At 70.1% G+C, this 18,912-nt stretch carries 19 protein-coding genes and 1 tRNA gene; 10 read left to right on the top strand and 10 right to left on the bottom strand.

Annotated features, from left to right (window positions below; all coding sequences use genetic code 11):
* Positions 1 to 243 precede the first annotated feature (243 nt).
* Positions 244 to 480 (bottom strand): hypothetical protein, encoded by a 237-nt coding sequence (locus ACIQE0_RS09770; RefSeq protein ID WP_402330246.1) that lies wholly within the window; start codon positions 478 to 480, stop codon positions 244 to 246.
* 172 nt (positions 481 to 652) lie between these two features.
* Between ACIQE0_RS09770 and ACIQE0_RS09765 the strand changes: the two genes are divergently transcribed.
* The gene (locus ACIQE0_RS09765; RefSeq protein ID WP_366333414.1) at positions 653 to 1,087 is read left to right on the top strand and encodes a MarR family transcriptional regulator; all 435 of its coding nucleotides are present in this window, start codon (positions 653 to 655) and stop codon (positions 1,085 to 1,087) included.
* Positions 1,088 to 1,115: 28 nt separating this feature from the next.
* Here ACIQE0_RS09765 and ACIQE0_RS09760 read toward each other — a convergent pair whose 3' ends face one another.
* Entirely contained in the window at positions 1,116 to 1,478 is a 363-nt protein-coding gene (locus ACIQE0_RS09760) for a helix-turn-helix domain-containing protein (protein WP_366333416.1), read from the bottom strand.
* Between the two features lie 124 nt (positions 1,479 to 1,602).
* On the opposite strand from ACIQE0_RS09760, the gene ACIQE0_RS09755 reads away from it, so the two are divergent.
* Positions 1,603 to 2,253: an NAD(P)H-dependent oxidoreductase gene (locus tag ACIQE0_RS09755; RefSeq protein ID WP_366333418.1), complete on the top strand. Its 651-nt coding sequence runs from the start codon at positions 1,603 to 1,605 to the stop codon at positions 2,251 to 2,253.
* A gap of 87 nt (positions 2,254 to 2,340) precedes the next feature.
* On the opposite strand, the gene ACIQE0_RS09750 is transcribed toward ACIQE0_RS09755, so the two are convergent.
* Positions 2,341 to 3,600: an MFS transporter gene (locus ACIQE0_RS09750; RefSeq protein WP_402330243.1), complete on the bottom strand. Its 1,260-nt coding sequence runs from the start codon at positions 3,598 to 3,600 to the stop codon at positions 2,341 to 2,343.
* A gap of 98 nt (positions 3,601 to 3,698) precedes the next feature.
* Here ACIQE0_RS09750 and ACIQE0_RS09745 point away from each other — a divergent pair, with 98 nt between their 5' ends.
* Positions 3,699 to 4,652, top strand: coding sequence for a LysR family transcriptional regulator (locus tag ACIQE0_RS09745; protein WP_402330241.1), 954 nt, complete (start codon positions 3,699 to 3,701; stop codon positions 4,650 to 4,652).
* 177 nt (positions 4,653 to 4,829) lie between these two features.
* Here the strand turns inward: ACIQE0_RS09745 and ACIQE0_RS09740 are convergent.
* Positions 4,830 to 4,913: transfer RNA gene (locus ACIQE0_RS09740), tRNA-Leu, on the bottom strand.
* A gap of 455 nt (positions 4,914 to 5,368) precedes the next feature.
* Here ACIQE0_RS09740 and ACIQE0_RS09735 point away from each other — a divergent pair.
* The 6 genes from ACIQE0_RS09735 to pknB all read left to right on the top strand — a co-directional run bounded on the left by ACIQE0_RS09735 (position 5,369) and on the right by pknB (position 13,493).
* Positions 5,369 to 6,184: a DUF3662 and FHA domain-containing protein gene (locus ACIQE0_RS09735; protein ID WP_366333424.1), complete on the top strand. Its 816-nt coding sequence runs from the start codon at positions 5,369 to 5,371 to the stop codon at positions 6,182 to 6,184.
* Positions 6,185 to 6,194: 10 nt separating this feature from the next.
* Positions 6,195 to 6,716, top strand: a complete 522-nt coding sequence (locus ACIQE0_RS09730; protein ID WP_366333426.1) for an FHA domain-containing protein — start codon at positions 6,195 to 6,197, stop codon at positions 6,714 to 6,716.
* Between the two features lie 135 nt (positions 6,717 to 6,851).
* The gene (locus ACIQE0_RS09725; protein ID WP_402330239.1) at positions 6,852 to 8,450 is read left to right on the top strand and encodes a PP2C family protein-serine/threonine phosphatase; all 1,599 of its coding nucleotides are present in this window, start codon (positions 6,852 to 6,854) and stop codon (positions 8,448 to 8,450) included.
* A 23-nt stretch (positions 8,451 to 8,473) separates the two neighbouring features.
* Entirely contained in the window at positions 8,474 to 9,856 is a 1,383-nt protein-coding gene (locus ACIQE0_RS09720; RefSeq protein WP_366333430.1) for an FtsW/RodA/SpoVE family cell cycle protein, read from the top strand.
* Positions 9,853 to 11,322, top strand: a complete 1,470-nt coding sequence (locus ACIQE0_RS09715) for a penicillin-binding transpeptidase domain-containing protein (protein ID WP_366333432.1) — start codon at positions 9,853 to 9,855, stop codon at positions 11,320 to 11,322. Before ACIQE0_RS09720 ends, ACIQE0_RS09715 begins: the two co-directional genes overlap by 4 nt.
* 146 nt (positions 11,323 to 11,468) lie before the next feature.
* Positions 11,469 to 13,493 (top strand): Stk1 family PASTA domain-containing Ser/Thr kinase, encoded by a 2,025-nt coding sequence (gene pknB, locus ACIQE0_RS09710; RefSeq protein WP_366333434.1) that lies wholly within the window; start codon positions 11,469 to 11,471, stop codon positions 13,491 to 13,493.
* A gap of 81 nt (positions 13,494 to 13,574) precedes the next feature.
* Here pknB and ACIQE0_RS09705 read toward each other — a convergent pair whose 3' ends face one another.
* The 6 genes from ACIQE0_RS09705 to ACIQE0_RS09680 form a co-directional block, all read right to left on the bottom strand.
* Entirely contained in the window at positions 13,575 to 14,318 is a 744-nt protein-coding gene (locus tag ACIQE0_RS09705; protein WP_402330236.1) for a class E sortase, read from the bottom strand.
* A 26-nt stretch (positions 14,319 to 14,344) separates the two neighbouring features.
* Positions 14,345 to 15,871: a class E sortase gene (locus ACIQE0_RS09700; RefSeq protein WP_402330234.1), complete on the bottom strand. Its 1,527-nt coding sequence runs from the start codon at positions 15,869 to 15,871 to the stop codon at positions 14,345 to 14,347.
* On the bottom strand, positions 15,868 to 16,524 hold the full coding sequence (locus ACIQE0_RS09695; RefSeq protein WP_366333440.1) for an aminodeoxychorismate/anthranilate synthase component II: 657 nt from the start codon (positions 16,522 to 16,524) through the stop codon (positions 15,868 to 15,870). The genes ACIQE0_RS09700 and ACIQE0_RS09695 overlap by 4 nt, the downstream gene beginning before the upstream one ends.
* Positions 16,521 to 16,697: a hypothetical protein gene (locus ACIQE0_RS09690; RefSeq protein ID WP_199836276.1), complete on the bottom strand. Its 177-nt coding sequence runs from the start codon at positions 16,695 to 16,697 to the stop codon at positions 16,521 to 16,523. The genes ACIQE0_RS09695 and ACIQE0_RS09690 overlap by 4 nt, the downstream gene beginning before the upstream one ends.
* An 80-nt stretch (positions 16,698 to 16,777) precedes the next feature.
* The gene (locus tag ACIQE0_RS09685) at positions 16,778 to 17,464 is read right to left on the bottom strand and encodes a class E sortase (protein WP_402330231.1); all 687 of its coding nucleotides are present in this window, start codon (positions 17,462 to 17,464) and stop codon (positions 16,778 to 16,780) included.
* A gap of 36 nt (positions 17,465 to 17,500) precedes the next feature.
* Positions 17,501 to 18,271: a DUF881 domain-containing protein gene (locus ACIQE0_RS09680; protein WP_402330229.1), complete on the bottom strand. Its 771-nt coding sequence runs from the start codon at positions 18,269 to 18,271 to the stop codon at positions 17,501 to 17,503.
* Between the two features lie 174 nt (positions 18,272 to 18,445).
* Here ACIQE0_RS09680 and crgA point away from each other — a divergent pair, with 174 nt between their 5' ends.
* Positions 18,446 to 18,700, top strand: a complete 255-nt coding sequence (gene crgA, locus ACIQE0_RS09675; RefSeq protein ID WP_366333446.1) for a cell division protein CrgA — start codon at positions 18,446 to 18,448, stop codon at positions 18,698 to 18,700.
* The last annotated feature ends 212 nt before the right edge of the window (positions 18,701 to 18,912 follow it).

Here is an 18,912-nt window from a genome sequence, read left to right as displayed (position 1 = left end):
ATCCGACCGTGACGCTCGCTCCGCTCGTTCCGGTCGTTTCCAGCTCGCTGGTCATTGACATTACCGAGATCTGCCCGCCGCGCACCGAGCCTGTGGATAACTTTCCGGGACCGAGCACCGGTTGCCCAACTCACCTTCCACACAAGGCAATCGGACAACCTGAACACCAAAATCAGCCGACCGACAACGAGAGCCCCAACGCCACGTCCACCCCCGTCGCCCCACCACACCCGCCAACCTCCGCTACACCCCCACCGCCTCCTCCATCTCCTCTTCCGCTTCCACTCCCGCCTGCATCACAGAGCGCTCGGACACCTGGCCCGCCGCGTGCCCGGCCCCGCGTTCCGGTGCGGTGGCCGCCAAGGCCGCAGCAGCCACCGCACCGGCGTTGGCCACCGCCTCCGCCTCGGCCGTGCGCCGCCGCTTCTCGGTGAGTGCCGCCACGCCGACCATCAGGAGGCCGGCGAACAGCCAGGCCACGAGGGTCCAGACGTGGCCGTCCGGTGGTGTGGCCGTCCGGTCGTCGTGCAGGTGTGGCCAGGGGTGGCGGTGGCTCCGGCGGCCGGCGGGGCGGCCGTTTTCGGCACTAGTTGGCTATTACAACTCTCACACCACGTTGTACTATACAACTAGTTCTTCGAAAGGCAACCCCGTGACCCACCGCGACGACTCCGTCGAGATCATCCAGCAGGAGATGACCGCGTTCGCCCGCCGCGCCCGCGCGACCGCCGCCCGGATGCACCCCGAGCTCTCCCTGGTCTCCTACACCCTGCTCGTCCACCTCGACGACCAGCAGGGCTGCCGCGCCACCGACCTCGCGGCGCACTACTACCTGGACAAGTCCACGGTCAGCCGGCAGATCGCAGCTCTGGAGAAACTCGGCTTCGTCGAGCGGCGCATCGATCCGGACGACCACCGCGTCCAGGTACTGCACCCCACCGAGGAGGGCGCCCAGGTGCTCGCGAACGTGACCGTCAGCCGCCGTCAGGCGTTCCACGAACGGCTCGCCGACTGGGAGGAGGAGGACCTCGACCGCTTCGCCTCGTACCTGGCGCGCTACAACGCCGCCCAGAAGCGGCTCGGTTGACACTCCGGGGCGGCGCCGCGCCCCGGCGCTACTTCCGGAAGCGCTCCGGACACTGGCCCCCGTCGGCGAGGTACGTCTCCGCCCAGCGACCCAGCTCCTTGAGCGCGGGCTCCATGGCGCGGCCGGCCTCGGTGAGCCGGTAGGCGACGCGCAGCGGCGGCCCGGCGTCGACCTCGCGGACGACCAGGCCGGCCCCCGCCAGCTCCACCAGGCGGTCGGAGAGCATCCGCTCACTGATGCCGGGAATGGCCCGCCGCAGATCGGCGAAGTGGACCGGGCCGGGCATCAGGGTGGCCACGATCAGACCCGTCCACCGCTTCCCGAACAGCTCGAAGACGCGCGCCATACGGCCGTCGACCTGCCTGCACGTCGCCTCACCATGGTCCGCCATGCACCCAGGGTACCGCCCTCTCCGCCGCTACTGCAGAAAAGTAAGTCCCTGTGCTATGAATAGCTACGTACGGAATTCAACTAGCGGTCGGTTCCGTCCGGCCCATAGAGAAGGACCGATCCCCATGGCCACGCTCCTGCTCATCGACTCCTCCGTCTTCCCCGAGGGCGGCTCCGCCTCCCGTTCGGTGACGGCGGCATTCCGCAAGACCTGGGAAGAGCAGCACCCCGACGGCACCGTCATCCACCGCGACCTGGCCGCCGACCCGCTGCCGCACCTCGACGCCGTCGCCGCCTCCGCGGGCTTCTCCGACCCGGCCACGCACACCCCGGAACAGCAGGCCGCCTTCGCGCTGCGCACCCGGCTGGCCGAGGAGCTGGAGCAGGCCGACGCCATCGTCATAGGCGCGCCCATGTACAACTTCACGATCCCCTCGACCCTCAAGGCGTGGCTCGACCAGGCGATCATCATGGGCCGCACCGCCGGCGAGAACCCGTCGGCGAAGGGCAAGCCGGTCATCGTGGTCGCCAGCCGCGGCGGCTCCTACGCGCCGGGCACCCCGCGCGAGCCGTTCGAGTACGTCCAGAACTACCTGGAGGCCGTCCTGAACGGCGGCTTCGGCCTCGACGTGGAGTTCATCGTGCCCGAGCTCACCATGGCCCCCGTGAACCCGGCGATGGCCGAGCTGGTCCCGCTGTACGAGACCTCCCGCGAGCAGGCCCACGCGCAGGCTGCGGCCAAGGCCAAGGAACTGGTCGCGCGCTTCGCCGCCTGAGAGGGCACCCGACGACGCGGCGCCCCGGGCGCGCGGGCGGTACGGCCGGCCCGCAGCCCCGCGCCCGAGGCACGCGTCCTGTTCACCTCACCCCGCCGTCGCCGTCCTCCGGGCCGGCCCGCTGCCCAGCACCGCGGTCAGCAGCGCCCCCGCCACGAGCGCGCCGCCCAGCCAGATCACGCCGCCGGTCCCCCAGCCGTCCGCGGCCAGCCCGCCGGCCAACGCACCCGCCGCGATGGCTCCGTTGAACACCGCAACGAACAGCGCGGAGGCCGCCTCCCGGGCGTCCGGCGCGGCCGCCATCAACCAGGTCTGCGCGCTGACCGACACGCCCCCGTAGGCCAGCCCCCACACCGCCACCAGGGCCGCGGCGCCGAACACACCGGCGGCGTACCCCGTCGGCGGCACCAACAGGACGGCCCCCGCCAGCACCGCGCAGATCACCAGCAGCGCGCTCCGTGGAGAGCGCGCCGCGCCGGCACCCGCCAGGAAGTTCCCCGCCAGCCCGGCGACCCCGAAGACCAGCAGCACGGTGCTGATCTGGCCGGGCCGCGCGCCGGCCACCGTCTCCAGGACCGGCCGCACATAGGTGTACGCGGCGAAGTGCCCCGCCACCAGGAGCGCGAGCAGGACCAGCCCGGTGCGCACCGGGGGCCGGCGCAGCAGCCCGAGCACCCCTCCCAGCCGTACGGCTCCGGGCGCGGGCAGCGGCGGCAGCAGGGCGACGAGGGCGACCAGCACGGCCGCGCAGCCCCCGCCCATCACCACGAACGCCGCACGCCAGCCGGCCAGTTCGCCCACCAGCGCGCCGGCCGGCACGCCCAGGACGGACGCCGCCGCGACCCCGCTGAATATCAGGGAGGTGGCCGCCGCCACCCGCCGCTCCGGCACCAGCCGCACCGCGAGCCCCGAGGCAATCGCCCACACCCCGCCCATCCCGACCCCCACCAGCACCCGGGACGCCAGCAGCACCACGATGTTCGGGGCGTGCGCGGCAAGCAGGTTCGCCGCGCCCAACACGGCCATCAGGGCGGCCAGTACGGTGCGCCGGTCCCGGCGTCCGATGAGCAGCGTCAGCACCGGTGCGGCCAGCGCCGCGACCACACCGGTGACGGTCACCGTCAACCCGGCCGTCCCGTCGGTCACCCCCAGCTCCCGGCCGATCGGCGTGAGCAGCCCCACCGGCAGCATCTCCGACGTCACCACCGTGAACGTCCCCGCCGCCACCGCCCCGACCGCCGGCCACCCGCCGCCCCGTAGAGGCGTCAATCCCCCGTCGTCCACGGATGGTTGACGCTCTCGTGCGGCGTCCTCCAGGGCACCCGCCGCGCTCTCACTCTTCGACATGCCGCCAGCCAATAGCCGCCGCGGCGGGGGAACAACGGCGAACTCCTCACCCTTCTATGAGCAGAAGTCATCGATCGACCGCACCTGGGGAGGGACTCGTGAGCGGCCCGCTCGCCCCCGCCGGCCCCGTCGGCACCTCCGGCCTCGAACTCCGCGAACTGGAGTGCTTCCTCGTCCTGTCCGAGGAGTTGCACTTCGGCCGCACCGGCGAGCGCCTCTACGTCTCCCAGAGCCGGGTCAGCCAACTGCTGCGCTCCCTGGAGTCCCGGATCGGGGCGCGCCTGGTGGACCGCACCAGCCGCCGGGTCCGCCTCACGCCCCTGGGAGAGGAGTTCCGCGCGTCCCTGCGCCCGGCCTACGACGCGCTGCGCGCCACGGTGGACGGCGCCCGCACGGCCGCCCGCGGCATCGAGGGCCACCTCACCGTCGGCTTCCAAGGGACCGCGGACGACCGGATCATGCGGGCCATCGACGCCTTCCACAGCCGGTATCCGCGGTGCACCACGAGGATCGTGGAGATCCCGCTCTGCGACCCCTTCGGCGCGCTGCGAAGCGGCGCGGTGGACGTCGCGGCGGCACTGCTCCCGGTGGCCGAGCCGGACCTTGTGCTCGGCCCGGTGTTCTCGGCCCAACAGCAGACGGTGGCGCTGTCGGTGCGGCACCCCCTGGCGTCCCGTGCGTCCCTGAGCGCCGAGGAACTGGCGGGACTGCCCCTGATTTCCCCCGATGAGCCGGCGCCGGTGTACTGGCGCACCGCACAGGCGCCCGCCGCCACCCCCCAGGGCCGCCCCATCCCGGCCGGCCCCCGGGTCAGCACGTTGCAGGAGGGCCTGACGCTGACCGCGGCGGACCGCGGCGGCATGCTGCTGTGCCGGCCGACGGCCGACTATCACGGGCGCCGCGACGTCGTCTTCGTCCCGGTCACCGGACTTCCGCACTCGGTCCTGGGAGTGGTGCACCACACGGCCCGGGAAACCGCCCGGGTCCGGGCCTTCATCACCACGGTGCGAGATGTGACGGCAGTCACCTCTCCGCCCGCCCGGACACCGTGAACCACCCGGCGCCGTACGGGATGTGACGTAGAACTCACATCGCACCGGTCACGCGACCACGCCCACTTGGCAGTTCACCCCTCGGGCCACCAAACCCCTTGGCGGCACGGGGACTTACGGGAAAAAGAACGAGGCCCCTGGTCTCCGGATTTCTCCGAAGGCCAGGGGCCTCATCTGTGCGCGAGGGGGGAGTTGAACCCCCACGCCCTTTCGGGCACTGGAACCTGAATCCAGCGCGTCTGCCTATTCCGCCACCCGCGCATGGGTGCTGCCGGTTTATTCTCTCACGCGATCCGGGCCTTTCGGTCCGGGTCTTGCGGGAGCGCCTTCCGACATCGAGAACATTAGCACGGTGTCGGGGGTGTCTTCACACGCCTTTCCGCCGGTCCCCGGCCCGCGGGGGCCCGCGGGGCACTCCGGGGCTCATCCGTACGTTCGTCGGGAGGGTTTGCCGGAGCGCTGGCCGGAGTCGGCCCCCGCACCCCGAACCGGGTTGGCGGTTGCGGGACACTGGGAACGGGGCACATCTACGATCGCAGTGCACAGCGAGCAGCGTGAGGAGAGCGGCGGGAGGACGACGGACCCGGGCAACCCTGTGGTGGGCGACACTCGTCCTCCAGGCAGGAAAGGGGAACCAGCCGATTTCCCGGCGCGTGGATACGATCTGTAAGCAGTATCAGGACGACCCTGAGGAAGACTGAGGAAGGAGGTGCCCCGTGGGAGTACTGAAGCGTTTCGAGCAGCGTCTCGAAGGTCTCGTCAACGGCACCTTCGCCAAGGTGTTCAAGTCCGAGGTGCAGCCCGTCGAGATCGCCGGCGCGCTGCAGCGCGAGTGCGACAACAACGCCAGCATCTGGAACCGCGACCGCACGGTCGTCCCCAACGACTTCATCGTGGAGCTGAGCACCCCCGACTACGAGCGCCTGAGCCCGTACAGCGGCCAGCTCGGCGACGAGCTCTCGGGCATGGTCCGCGACTACGCCAAGCAGCAGCGGTACACCTTCATGGGCCCGATCAAGGTCCACCTGGAGAAGGCCGAGGACCTCGACACCGGCCTGTACCGCGTCCGCAGCCGCACCCTCGCCTCCAGCCAGTCCCAGGACCGGCCCGGGCAGGCGGCCGCCACCCGCTCCGCGGGGGCGCCGAACCACGCCGGCGGCCATGTGGCCCCGCCCATGCCGTCGTCACCCCCGCCCGGAGCGCCCGCGCCCCGTACGGGAGTCCCCGGTGCCGGGCCGCAGCCCTACGCGCAGACCAGGCGCTGGGTCGAGATCAACGGCACCCGCCACCAGATCTCCCGGCAGACCCTGGTGCTGGGTCGCAGCACCGAAGCCGACGTACGGATCGACGACCCGGGAGTCTCCCGGCGACACTGCGAGATCCGGGTCGGAACGCCCCCCACGATCCAGGATCTGGGTTCCACCAACGGCATCGTGGTGGACGGGCAACACACCACCCACGCTAGTCTCCGCGACGGCTCGCGGATCGTCGTGGGCAGTACCACCATCGTTTACCGGCAAGCCGAAGGGTGAAGCGGGGGCAATGTCAGAGCTGACCCTCACGGTCATGCGGTTGGGTTTCCTCGCCGTACTGTGGCTGTTCGTCATCGTGGCCGTTCAGGTCATCCGCAGCGATCTGTTCGGCACGCGCGTCACACAGCGCGGCGCCGCCCGGCGCGGAGGCCCTGAACCACGTACCCAGCGCCAGGCTGCTCCACAGCAGCAGCGCCGCCAGGAAGGCGGCCGCAGCGGAGGTCGGCAGCGGCGCGGAGCCCCCACCAAGCTGGTGGTCTCCGAGGGCACGCTGGCCGGCACGACCGTCGCCCTCCAGGGCCAGACGATCTCCCTGGGGCGGGCGCACGACTCCACCATCGTGCTGGACGACGACTACGCGTCCAGCCGGCATGCCAGGATCTACCCGGACCGTGACGGCCAGTGGATCGTCGAGGACCTCGGATCCACCAACGGCACGTACCTTGACCGGACCCGACTGACGACCGCGACTCCGATTCCCCTGGGAGCCCCGATCCGCATCGGCAAGACCGTCATCGAGCTGCGGAAGTAGTACGACAATGAGCGAGCGGAGCGAGCGAGCCGTAACGGTCCACTCGGCGGACCCGGGCGTGCTCCCGACCGGAGGGTGGGCAGTGTGGCTCGTCGAGGAGACCGGCTGTACCCCGAGCCGACGGGTGAGGTGCGCATGAGTCTGTCGCTGCGCTTCGCCGCCGGATCGCACAAGGGCATGATCCGTGAGGGCAACGAGGACTCCGGCTACGCCGGCCCCCGGCTGCTCGCCATCGCGGACGGCATGGGCGGCCAGGCCGCCGGCGAGGTCGCCTCGTCCGAGGTGATCTCCACGCTCGTCCAGCTCGACGACGACGTTCCCGGCTCCGACATCCTCACCTCCCTGGGCACCGCCGTGCAGCGTGCCAACGACCAGCTGCGGGTGATGGTCGAGGAGGATCCGCAGCTGGAGGGCATGGGCACGACCCTGACCGCGCTGCTGTGGACGGGCCAGCGGCTCGGCCTGGTGCACGTCGGCGACTCGCGGGCGTATCTGCTGCGGGACGGTGTGCTGACCCAGATCACGCAGGACCACACGTGGGTGCAGCGGCTGGTCGACGAGGGCCGGATCACCGAGGAGGAGGCCACCACCCATCCGCAGCGGTCGCTGCTGATGCGGGCGCTGGGCAGCGGCGACCACGTCGAACCGGACCTGTCGATCCGCGAGGTGCGGGCCGGGGACCGGTACCTGATCTGCTCGGACGGGCTGTCCGGAGTGGTCAGCCACCAGACGCTGGAAGAGACCCTGGCCGGCTACCAGGGGCCGCACGAGACGGTGCAGGAGCTGATCCAGCTCGCGCTGCGCGGCGGTGGGCCGGACAACATCACCTGCATCGTCGCCGACGTCCTGGCCGTGGACGGCACCGAGGCGGCGGCCGGGCAGCTCAACGACACCCCCGTCGTGGTCGGCGCGGTCGCCGAGAACCAGAACCAGCTCAACGACCCCAGCACGCTCCAGACGCCGGCGGCACGCGCCGCCGAACTGGGCCGCCGCGAGGCACCGGCTCCGGGGGGCGCCTTCGGGCCGCCCGGGAGCGGGGACGTGGAGGTCGGCGAGCTGCCGCAGGGCTCGTTCGGCGCGTTCACGGACGAGGACTTCCTCAAGCCGCGGCGGCGCGGCAAGTGGCTGAAGAGCTCGCTGTTCACGATCCTCGCGCTGGGTGTGATCGGCGGCGGGCTGTACGGGGGCTACCGCTGGACGCAGACGCAGTACTTCGTCGGCGCCAAGGACGACCACGTCGCGCTGTACCGGGGCATCAGCCAGGACCTCGCGTGGATCAAGCTGAACTCGGTCGACGAGGACCACCCCGAGATCGAACTCAAGTACCTGCCGGTGTACCAACGCAACCAGGTCAAGGAGACCATCGCGGTCGACAACCGCAACCAGGCGAGCGAGAAGGTCACCGAGCTCGGCAAGCAGGCCAGCGCCTGCCTGGCGAAGGAGCAGCGGGAGGCCGCCGAGCGGGCGGGCACCGGCTCCAAGGGCAAGGGCGATCAGGCCGGCAAGACCGGTACGCCGCCCGCCCACGGCAAGCAGGGCACGCCCGGCACCGGCACCGGTGCCAGTGCCGGCACGGGCACCGGCACCGCAGGTACCGGTACGGGGACCGGCACGGGCGCCGGTCTGCCCGGCGCGCTGTCCGCATCGATCGGTTCCCCCTCCACGCCCGATCCCGGCCAGGCTCCCTCCGAGGAGCAGCAGAAGCTGGAGAAGAATTGCAGCACCCAGCAGTGAGGGCGTAGGGGGCTGGAGATTTCATGAGCAGTACCACGACCACGACAACCGTGGGGACGTTCGCTGCGCCGAGCCGCCGCAACACCGAGCTGGCCTTGCTCGTGTTCGCCGTAGTGATCCCGGTGTTCGCGTACGTCAACGTCGGCCTGGCGAAGGACGGTTCAGTCCCCCCGGGGGCGGTGGGCTACACGCTGGGGCTGGGTCTGCTGGCCGGGCTGGCGCACCTGGTGGTGCGCAAGTGGGCACCGTACGCGGACCCGTTGATGCTGCCCGTCGCGACGCTGCTGAACGGCATGGGCCTGGTGTTCATCTGGCGGCTGGACCAGGAGCCCTCCCTGGGCGCGGCGATGGCGCCGAACCAGCTGATGTGGTCGACGCTGGGCATCGCCCTGTTCATCGGCATCCTGTTCTTCCTCAAGGACCACCGGGTCCTCCAGCGCTACACCTACATCTCGATGGTGATCGCGCTGGTGCTGCTGATTGCACCCATGTTCTTCCCGGGTGTGAACGGCGCGAAGATCTGGATCACGATCCCGGGTCTGGGATCGCTCCAGCCGGGCGAGTTCGCGAAGATCATCATCGCGGTGTTCTTCGCCGGCTACCTGATGGTGAAGCGGGACGCGCTGGCGCTGGCCAGCCGTCGTTTCATGGGGATGTACCTGCCGCGCGGCCGGGACCTCGGCCCGATCCTGGTCATCTGGGCGCTGAGCCTGATGATCCTGGTCTTCGAGACCGACCTGGGCACGTCGCTGCTGTTCTTCGGGCTGTTCGTGGTGATGCTGTACGTCGCCACCGAGCGGACCAGCTGGATCGTTTTCGGCCTGCTGCTCAGCGGCGGCGGCGCGGTGGCGGTGGCGACGTTCGAGTCGCACGTCCAGGTCCGCGTCCACAACTGGCTCAACCCGCTGGAGCTGCTCAACGGCGGCGTCACCGAGACCGCCCAGGCGATGTACTCCTTCGGCTCCGGCGGCCTCCTCGGCTCCGGTCTCGGCCAGGGGTACTCCCGGCTGATCCGCGGCATCGCACCGAAGAGCGACTACATCCTCGCCACCGTCGGCGAGGAGGTCGGCCTGGCCGGACTGATGGGGATCCTGCTGCTGTACGGTCTGCTGATCGAGCGCGGCATCCGTACGGCGCTGGCGGCCCGTGACCCGTTCGGCAAGCTGCTGGCCGTCGGCCTGTCCGGCGCCTTCGCACTCCAGGTCTTCGTCGTCGCCGGCGGCGTGACCGGCCTGATCCCGCTGACCGGTATGACGATGCCGTTCCTGGCGCAGGGCGGTTCGTCCGTCATCGCCAACTGGGCGCTGGTGGCGATCCTGCTGCGGATCAGCGACACCGCGCGCCGTCCCGCCCCCGCCCCCGCACCGTCCACCGACGCCGAGATGACCCAGGTGGTCCGCCCGTGAACAAGCCCCTGCGACGGGTCGCGATCTTCTGCGGCCTGCTCGTCCTCGCCCTGCTCATCCGCGTCAACTGGGTGCAGTTCGTCCAGAGCGACCAGCTCAAGAACGATCCGCACAACCGACGGGTGGCGATCGAGCGGTACAGCATGCCGCGCGGCAACATCATCGTCGACGGCAAGGCCGTCACCGGGTCGACCACCACCGACCTCGGCGACTTCAAGTACAAGCGCACGTACAAGGACGGCGCGATGTGGGCGCCGGTGACCGGCTACGCCTCGCAGGCGTTCGACTCCAACCAGCTGGAGAAGCTGAACGACGAGATCCTGACCGGCACCGATGACCGACTCTTCTTCAGCCGCACGGTCGACATGTTCACCGGCGGCAAGCAGAAGGGCGGGAACGTGGTGACCACGCTCGACGCCAAGGCGCAGAAGGCGGCCTTCGACGGGCTCGGGCAGAGCAAGGGCGCCGTGGTGGCGCTCAACCCGGAGACCGGGGCGATCCTGGCGCTGGCGAGCACGCCGTCCTACGACCCGTCGACGTTCGCGGGGATGAGCGACAAGGACGCCAAGGCGTACAACGCGCTCCTGAAGCAGAACAACCCCGACGACCCGATGCTGAACCGTGCGCTGCGGCAGACCTACCCGCCCGGCTCCACGTTCAAGGTGGTCACGGCCGCGGCTGCGCTGGAGAAGGGCCTCTACACCGACCCGGACGCCAAGACCAACTCGCCGCTGCCGTACACGCTGCCGGACACCGCGGGCCTCCCGCTGAAGAACGAGGGCACCATCCCCTGCGAGAACGCGACGATGCGGGTGGCGCTGCAGTACTCCTGCAACACCGTCTTCGGCAAGATCAGCGCGGACCTCGGCAACGCGGCGATGAAGGCCGAGGCGGAGAAGTTCGGCTTCAACAACGCGAAGATCGACACCCCGGTGCGGGCCGCGGAGAGCATCTACCCGAAGGACAACCGGCCGCAGAACGCGATGGCGGGCATCGGCCAGGCGTCGAACCGCGCCACGCCGCTCCAGATGGCGATGGTGGCGTCGGCGGTCGCCAACGGCGGGAAGCTGATGAGGCCGTACATGGTCGAGCAGCTGGTGGCGCCGAACCTCAACGTCGTGCAGCAGCACACGCCGCAGGAGCTGAGCCGGCCGCTGAAGCCGGAGAACGCGCAGAAGCTCCAGAGCATGATGGAGACCGTGGTCAAGGAGGGCACCGGCCAGACCGCGCAGATCGACGGGGTCACGGTCGGCGGCAAGACAGGTACCGCGCAGCACGGTGAGAACAACAAGGACAACCCGTACGCCTGGTTCATCTCGTACGCGAAGACCGCCAAGGGCACTCCGGTCGCGGTGGCCGTCGTGATCGAGGGGTCGGACACCCTCCGCGACGACATCGCCGGTGGCAAGCTCGCCGCTCCGATCGCACGGAACGTGATGAAGGCGGTCATCGAAGGCGAGCGATGACGCGGGTGAGGGCGATACCGGTCACGTATCAGGTTGCGGCTCCGGTCCGGTCCGGTACGACGTGCCGGGTACGGTATGCCCGAACAGCACACCGCCGGACCACACACGGGTGCGGTCGGGACTGACGGAGAGGGCTGGAGAAGCTTATGGAAGAGCCGCGTCGCCTCGGCGGCCGGTACGAGCTGGGCTCGGTGCTCGGCCGTGGTGGCATGGCCGAGGTCTACCTCGCGCATGACACCCGCCTGGGTCGCACCGTGGCGGTGAAGACCCTGCGGGCGGATCTCGCCCGCGATCCGTCCTTCCAGGCCCGGTTCCGCCGTGAGGCCCAGTCGGCCGCCTCACTGAACCATCCGTCGATCGTCGCGGTCTACGACACCGGCGAGGACTACGTCGACGGGGTGTCGATCCCGTACATCGTCATGGAGTACGTGGACGGCTCGACACTGCGTGAGCTGCTGCACTCCGGGCGGAAGCTGCTGCCCGAGCGGTCGCTGGAGATGACGACCGGTGTGCTCCAGGCACTGGAGTACTCGCACCGCGCCGGGATCGTGCACCGCGACATCAAGCCCGCCAACGTGATGCTGACCCGCACCGGTCAGGTCAAGGTGATGGACTTCGGTATCGCCCGGGCCATGGGCGATGCCGGTATGACCATGACGCAGACCGCCGCGGTGATCGGCACCGCGCAGTACCTGTCGCCGGAGCAGGCCAAGGGTGAGCAGGTCGACGCCCGCTCCGACCTGTACTCGACGGGCTGCCTGCTCTACGAGCTGCTGACCGTGCGGCCACCGTTCGTCGGGGACTCCCCGGTCGCGGTGGCCTATCAGCATGTGCGGGAGGAGCCGCAGCCGCCGAGCGTCTTCGATCCGGAGATCCCTCCGGAGATGGACGCGATCGTCCTGAAGGCGCTGGTCAAGGACCCGGACTACCGCTATCAGTCGGCGGACGAGATGCGGGCCGACATCGAGGCGGCGCTGGACGGGCAGCCGGTCGCGGCGACCGCCGCGCTCAACACCGCCGGTTACGGCGAGCAGGACCAGCCCACGACGCTGCTGCGCGCGCAGGACCCGGCGGCCGGCCCGAAGACGTCGATGATGCCGCCGATCACCGGGGACGACGGGGGCTACGACGACCGCGCGGACCGGCGGCGCGGCGGTGGCCAGAAGAAGAACAACCTCTCGACGGTCCTGCTGGTGGCGGCCGCGGTCCTGGTCCTGGTCGGTGCGATCTTCATCGGCAAGGCGATGTTCAGCGGCGGGAGCAAGGGCAACACCGTCTCGCTGCCCGATCTCGTCGGCAAGACGCTGGCGGAGGCCAAGTCCTACGGTGACAACAGCTCCTTCAAGATCGTCAAGGGCGGCAGCAAGGAGTGCGACAACGCCCAGAAGGGCCAGATCACCGAGCAGGACCCGGCGGCCGACACCAAGGTCGACAAGGGCACCACGGTCACCGTGACCATGTGCTCGGGCGCGGTGAAGGTCGCCGTACCCGATGTGCGGGGCATGCCGTACAACGAGGCCGTGCAGGAGCTCAACAGCAAGGGCTTCAAGAACGTCACGAAGACGGAGGAGGTGTCCGACCGGACGCCCGGCGTCGTGACGAAGCAGAACCCCGGGGTGCAGTCCCAGGCGGCCAAGGACACCCAGATCACGCTCACGGTGGCCAAGGAGCAAGCGAAGGCGACCGTCCCGGACGTCAAGGGCCAGGACTTCGACGCGGCGAAGAAGCAGCTGGAGGACCAGGGCTTCAAGGTCCAGCGGACCGACCAGGACGTCTCCGACCCGGCGCAGAACGGCAAGGTCATCGCGGAAAGCCCGGACGGGAACAGCCAGGTGACGCAGAACTCCACGGTCACGCTGACGGTCGGCAAGGCCGCGCAGGCGCAGGTGCCGGAGGTGCGGGGCAAGAAGGTGAAGGACGCCAAGCAGATGCTTCAGCAGGCGGGCTACACCAACATCCAGTTCGCGGGCGGCAGTTCGCAGGACGACAACGCCTTCGTCACGGACCAGGACCCGAAGCCGGGGACCCAGGGCGACCCCGCGTCGACCACCGTGACGCTGACCACCGCGGGCGGCAACAACGGCAACGGCAACGGCAACAACGCTGACAACGGCGATCAGGGCGGCGGCTTCTTCGGCGGCGCCTTCGGCGGCTGGGGCAAGAAGCACTAGCGCGGATCCGGTCCCGTACGACGGAGCCCCGGCGGCCCTTGGAGGGCGGCCGGGGCTCCGTCGTACGCGGGTGCGGGCGGGTCAGCGCAGTTCCTCGGGGGGCGTGCGGTCCGCGTCGACCTTCTCGGTGCGGACCAGTTCGCCCCAGACGATGTAGCGGTACTCCGAGGTGAAGACGGGGGTGCAGGTCGTGAGGGTGAGGTAGCGGCCGGCCTGGTGCTTGCCGGACTCCGCGGGGATCTTGTCGAGGACGCTGACGTCGTACTTCGAGGTCTGCGGGAGGGTGGCGTAGACCTTGTAGACGTACCAGGTGTCCTTGGTCTCGAAGACGATCGGGTCGCCGACCTTGACCTTGTCGATGTTGTGGAACTTCGCGCCGTGGCCGTCGCGGTGGGCGGCGAGGGTGAAGTTGCCCTTCTTGTCCTGCGGCAGGGCGGACTTGACGGGCTTGGTGTAGTAGCCGGCCACCCCTTCGTTGAGGACGTCGGTGTCGGTGCCCTTCTTGACCAGCACCTCGCCGTTGTCCATCGCCGGTACGTGCAGGAAGCCGATGCCGTCCTTGGTGTCCAGCGCGCCCGGCCCCTTGGGACCCGGTGTCGCCGCCCAGTGCTTGCGGACCTGGTCGCCCTGCTGGTGCGACTCGCGGTCGGCGAGGACGTTGGTCCACCACAGCGAGTAGACGACGAACAGGCCCAGGATCAGACCGGCCGTGATGAGCAGTTCACCGATGACGCTGACGACGGAGGCGAAGAACTGCCGCCTCCGGCGCGGCTTCGGTGACGGTGCGGACCGGTCGGTCTCCTCGTCGATTCCGCTGGCAGTCACCGCGTGGCTCTCCTTCAGTTGTCCGCTCAGCCGGCGAGCGCTTCCGGTTTGCCCTTGCTCCGCGGCCGCTCGTCGACCATCTTGCCCCAGACGATCAGCCGAAAGGTACTGGTGAATTCCGGGGTGCAGGTGGTCAGGGTGATGTAGCGCCCCGGGCCGGTGAAGCCCGAGCCCGGCGGGACCGGCCCGATCACGCTGGTGTTGCTGGGCGAGGTCTGCGGGAGGACGCTCTCCATCTCGTACGTGTAGTACGCGCTCTGCGTCTCCACGACGATCTTGTCGCCCTTGGTGAGGCGGTTGACGTAGCGGAACGGCTCGCCGTGGGTGTTGCGGTGGGCGGCGACGGCGAAGTTGCCGGTCCGGTCCCAGGGCATCGCGGTGTTGATGCCGCTGGCGGCGTCGTAGTGGCCGATCATGCCGTGGTCGAGGACGGCGTGCTTGTCGACGCCTTGCGCTATCGGGGCCTTCACATCGAGCTTGGGGATGTACATGATGCCGAAGCGCTCGCCGTCCGCGAGGTTCTTCTTCTCGCCGCCGCCCTCCTGCCACTGGTGCTGGAGGTTGTTGGCGGCGCCGCCGGCCTCTTCGTCGGCCCGCACGTTCGTCCACCACAGCTGATAGGTGACGAACAGCAGCATCAGCACGCCGAAGGTGATGAACACCTCGCCCAGGGCGCGGCTGGCGATCAGGCCGGGACTGTCCTTGGCCGCGCGCTGCGCCCGACGGGCCTCGACGCGGGTCATGGGGGTCTTGGGGTCCCCCGCGGCCGGAGCAGCCGAAGCGGAGGCGGTGGGGGAGCGGCGACGGCCGTGGCGTCCGCCGCGTCTGGCGGCTGCCTGGGCGGCCTTGCGGCGGGCCGCGCGGCCGCCCGTCGCCGGGTCCGCCGTGGTTTCACGTGAAACGGCGGTGTCGGCGTCGGTTTCACGGGAAGCCACGACGTCGGCCTCGGTTTCACGTGAAACAGCGTCCCCGGCATGCCCGCCCGCCTGGCGCAGCGCCATGGTCTCCTCGTCCGGCCACGGCGGGACGTCGGCCGGTGCGGACTGCGGAGTCCGCGGGGACCGCGAGGGAAGCAGTGGGGGGATGGTGGGAAGGGGCGCCGTGAAGGCGTCCGAGCCTCCTGACGGTCCTGCTATCGGCTCGGTCGGAGGGACGTAACTGCCGTGTCCGAAGCCGCCGTTGACCTGGCCGTAGGCATCGGCCTCGGGGCCGTAGGTGTGCGCGGGCCGGGAGGACGGAGGCGGGGCCCCGGGGCCGTCGGGTCTGCGGTGTCGGTTCGACTGCCGTGGCGGGGCCGGCGCCTCGGGCCGGGGTGCGGCCGCCTGGTCCCGGCGGGGCCGGAACCAGGGGGAGCCCTCCGCCGCCGCTCCCCCGTCGGCCCGGCCCGCCGGTGCGTCCTGCGCGTACGGGCCCGGGAGGGGGTCGTTGAGCGGGTCGCTGAGCCGCCCCACCGCCGCCTCGAACGCGTCGGCCGGCCCCTGGGGATCGGCCGGAGCGTACGGCTCGTACGGCTCGTGGGACCGCCCGTCGTGCTCGGGGCCCAGCGTGGTCACGCCCCGGCCTTGCCGACCACCGGGGCAAGCCCCGCCGAACGCTCCACCGCTCCCTTGTCGCCGCACTCCACCAGCCAGTTGGCCAGCATCAGATGTCCCCCTTCCGTCAGCACCGACTCGGGGTGGAACTGCACGCCCTCCACGGGCAGTTCACGGTGCCGCAGGCCCATGATGATCCGGCCGCCCGGGGCGTCGTCGGCCTCCGTCCAGGCGGTGACGGTCAGTTCGTCGGGGACGGTGTCCGGTTCGACGGCCAGCGAGTGGTAGCGGGTGGCGGTGAACGGCGAGGGCAGTCCGGCGAAGACGCCGGCGCCCTCGTGGAGGACGGGCGAGGTCTTGCCGTGCAGCAGCTCGGGGGCCCGGTCCACCACCCCGCCGTAGGCGACCGCCATCGACTGAAGGCCCAGGCACACGCCGAACACGGGGACGCCGGTGTCCGCGCAGTGCCGGACCATGTCGACGCAGACACCGGCCTGCTCGGGGGTACCGGGGCCGGGCGAGAGCAGCACGCCGTCGAACCCGTCCTGGGCATGGCGCGGGGCCACCTCGTCGTTGCGCAGTACCTCGCACTCGGCACCGAGTTGGTAGAGGTACTGGACGAGGTTGAAGACGAAGCTGTCGTAGTTGTCGACGACGAGAATCCGTGCGGTCATCGGGTGGCTGCCATCCCTTGGTCGACAGTGACGTCATTGAAGGGCAGCAGCGGCTCCGCCCACGGAAAGACCCACTGGAAGAGCACGAAGACCACCGCCAGGACGAGCACCGCGGAAATCAGCGCCTTCACCCACGTGTTGCCCGGCAGATGCCGCCAGATCCAGCCGTACATGCTGTCGCTGTCCCCTTGCCGATGCCGCTGACGATGTCGATTGCGACACCAGAGTACGGGGAGAGGCTGTGGGCGGGGGCTCAGCCGGTCAAAGCTGATGGCCTTCCCCGGGTGACGGGTTGGGTGGCGTCGAGGTGGGCCCAGGCGATGAGGCGGTGGCTGTGGCCCCACTCCGGTTCGCAGGTGGTCAGGGTGAGGTAGCGGCCGGGGCCGGTGAAGCCGGACTCGTGCGGCACCGGGTCGATCACGCCGATGTCGGTGGGCAGGGTCGTGTAGGGGCGGTTGTCGATCCGGTAGGTGAACCAGGTGGTGCCGTCGGTGAGGACCACGGCGTCCCCGGGGCGCAGTTCGGGGAAGTCCTTGAAGGGGTCGCCGTAGGTGCGGCGGTGGCCGGCCACGGAGAAGTTGCCGAGCGCCCCGAGGCGGGCGGTGCGGTCGTAGTGGCCCAGCCCGCGCTGGAGGACGTCGACGCCGGTGCCTTCCAGGACGGGCTTGGCCCAGTCCCGGCCGAAGCGGGGGATGTACATCACGGCGAAAGAGCGGCCGGGCGCGTAGCGGCGGGGTGGTGCGGTGGGCGCGGGGGCGGGGCCTCCGGCGGCGACCGGGCCGGTGGACCACTGGTCCTGGAGCCGGCCGATCTCGCCGTCCATCGCACTGTCGGCCCGGACGCCGGTCCAGTAGAGGAGGTAGACGACGAAGAGGACGATCAACGCGCCGATGGTGAGGCAGAGTTCGCTGGCCGTGCGCACGATCCACCGCGCCGTCATCCGACCGCCCCTCCCCGCCGGCCCGCGGGGCGCGGACTACGGCTTCACAGGCTGTGCGTAGTGGAGATCCACTGTGCCGGAGTAGCCGGGAAGAGTCACTGCCTCGTGCTGGTCGACTTTCCAGCCGAGGCCGTAGGCGTTGACGTACTGGAGGTAGTTCTGGATGGCGGGGGACGCGGACAGCGCGCGGTTGAGCGCCTCGTGGTCGCCGACCGCGGTGATCTTGTAGGGCGGGGAGTAGACCTGGCCCTGGAGGATCAGGGTGTTGCCGACGCAGCGGACCGCGCTGGTGGAGATCAGCCGCTGGTCCATGACCTTGATGCCCTTGGCGCCGCCGTGCCAGAGGGCGTTGACGACGGCCTGGAGGTCCTGCTGGTGGATGACCAGGTCGTTGGGCTGGGGCTCGGGGAGGCCGGGGATCTTGGCGGTGGCGTTCGGCGGGGCGTCGTTGAGCGTGACCGTGAGGCCCGGGCCGGACAGCGGCTTGGTGCCGGCGTTCTTCTCCAGTGCCTTGAGCGTGGTCTCGTCCGCGGCGGAGGGGCTGGTGTCCCGGTGGGCGAGGGCGTCGACCTCCGCGCGGAGGCCGGCGTTGCGCTCGTCCTGGCCGCCGTTCTTGTGGCTGCGCTCCTGGATGAGGTCGGACAGCCGGAGCATCGAGTCGTCGGAGCGGAGGTTGGTGCCGCGGGCGGTGTCGAAGCTCAGCCAGAACATCAGGCCGGCGAGGGCGAAGACGAGGAGCGTGAGGAGCCGGACGGGTCGCAGTCGCGTGCGGGGAGGGCGCCCGGGGGAGCCGGCGGATGTGCTCAACGTACCCTTACTCCTTACGACGCCGGGGAAGCACTACGCTAACGGACGCCGGGAAGGAAATCCGTTCCCCTCGTGTCCGTACCCTGGGTCCCGTCGCGTACCACTCCGTGCGGAGGGGGACCGCCCGCTCATCATGGAGAGTGGGGGAGCAGCACATCGACAGGAGAGTTCCTCGTGCCGAAGTCACGGATCCGCAAGAAGGACGACTTCACGCCGCCGCCGGCGAAGTCCACCAGCCTGAAGATGAATTCGGGCCGTGGCTGGGTCGCGCCGCTGATGCTGGCGATGTTCGTGATCGGCCTGGCCTGGATCGTGCTGTACTACGTGTCCGAAGGCGATCTGCCGATCAAGGCGATGGGCAACTGGAACATCGTCTGCGGCTTCGGCTTCATCGCGGTGGGGTTCGGCGTCTCCACACAGTGGAAGTAGCGCGCACGCCTCGCCGGTGGGGATGACGCAAGCCCTACCCAAGGCCATCCACACAGTTATCCACAGTCGGGGAAAACTTCAGAAGATCTGTGGATAACCCTCGGGAGGTTGACGCCGATGTGATCGGCGGCGATCTCCGCGACCGACCCCCGCCCCCGTCCCTGCCTGCGCAAACGCCATGCGACGGGGGCGCGGAAACCGGTTTCCGCACA

This window comes from Streptomyces sp. NPDC093097, assembly GCF_044754325.1.
In the GTDB taxonomy this organism is placed as follows: Bacteria; Actinomycetota; Actinomycetes; order Streptomycetales; family Streptomycetaceae; genus Streptomyces.
This window is presented reverse-complemented; position numbering and strand designations above follow the sequence as displayed.

Bases quoted from the DNA above. Each gene is read 5' to 3' on its own strand.
- pknB (WP_366333434.1), top strand. From the start codon at position 11,469: ATGGAAGAGCCGCGTCGCCTCGGCGGCCGGTACGAGCTGGGCTCGGTG.
- ACIQE0_RS09695 (WP_366333440.1), bottom strand. From the start codon at position 16,524: ATGACCGCACGGATTCTCGTCGTCGACAACTACGACAGCTTCGTCTTC.
- ACIQE0_RS09760 (WP_366333416.1), bottom strand. From the start codon at position 1,478: ATGGCGGACCATGGTGAGGCGACGTGCAGGCAGGTCGACGGCCGTATG.
- ACIQE0_RS09730 (WP_366333426.1), top strand. From the start codon at position 6,195: ATGTCAGAGCTGACCCTCACGGTCATGCGGTTGGGTTTCCTCGCCGTA.
- ACIQE0_RS09750 (WP_402330243.1), bottom strand. From the start codon at position 3,600: ATGTCGAAGAGTGAGAGCGCGGCGGGTGCCCTGGAGGACGCCGCACGA.
- ACIQE0_RS09690 (WP_199836276.1), bottom strand. From the start codon at position 16,697: ATGTACGGCTGGATCTGGCGGCATCTGCCGGGCAACACGTGGGTGAAG.
- ACIQE0_RS09720 (WP_366333430.1), top strand. From the start codon at position 8,474: ATGAGCAGTACCACGACCACGACAACCGTGGGGACGTTCGCTGCGCCG.
- ACIQE0_RS09685 (WP_402330231.1), bottom strand. From the start codon at position 17,464: ATGACGGCGCGGTGGATCGTGCGCACGGCCAGCGAACTCTGCCTCACC.
- ACIQE0_RS09725 (WP_402330239.1), top strand. From the start codon at position 6,852: ATGAGTCTGTCGCTGCGCTTCGCCGCCGGATCGCACAAGGGCATGATC.
- ACIQE0_RS09755 (WP_366333418.1), top strand. From the start codon at position 1,603: ATGGCCACGCTCCTGCTCATCGACTCCTCCGTCTTCCCCGAGGGCGGC.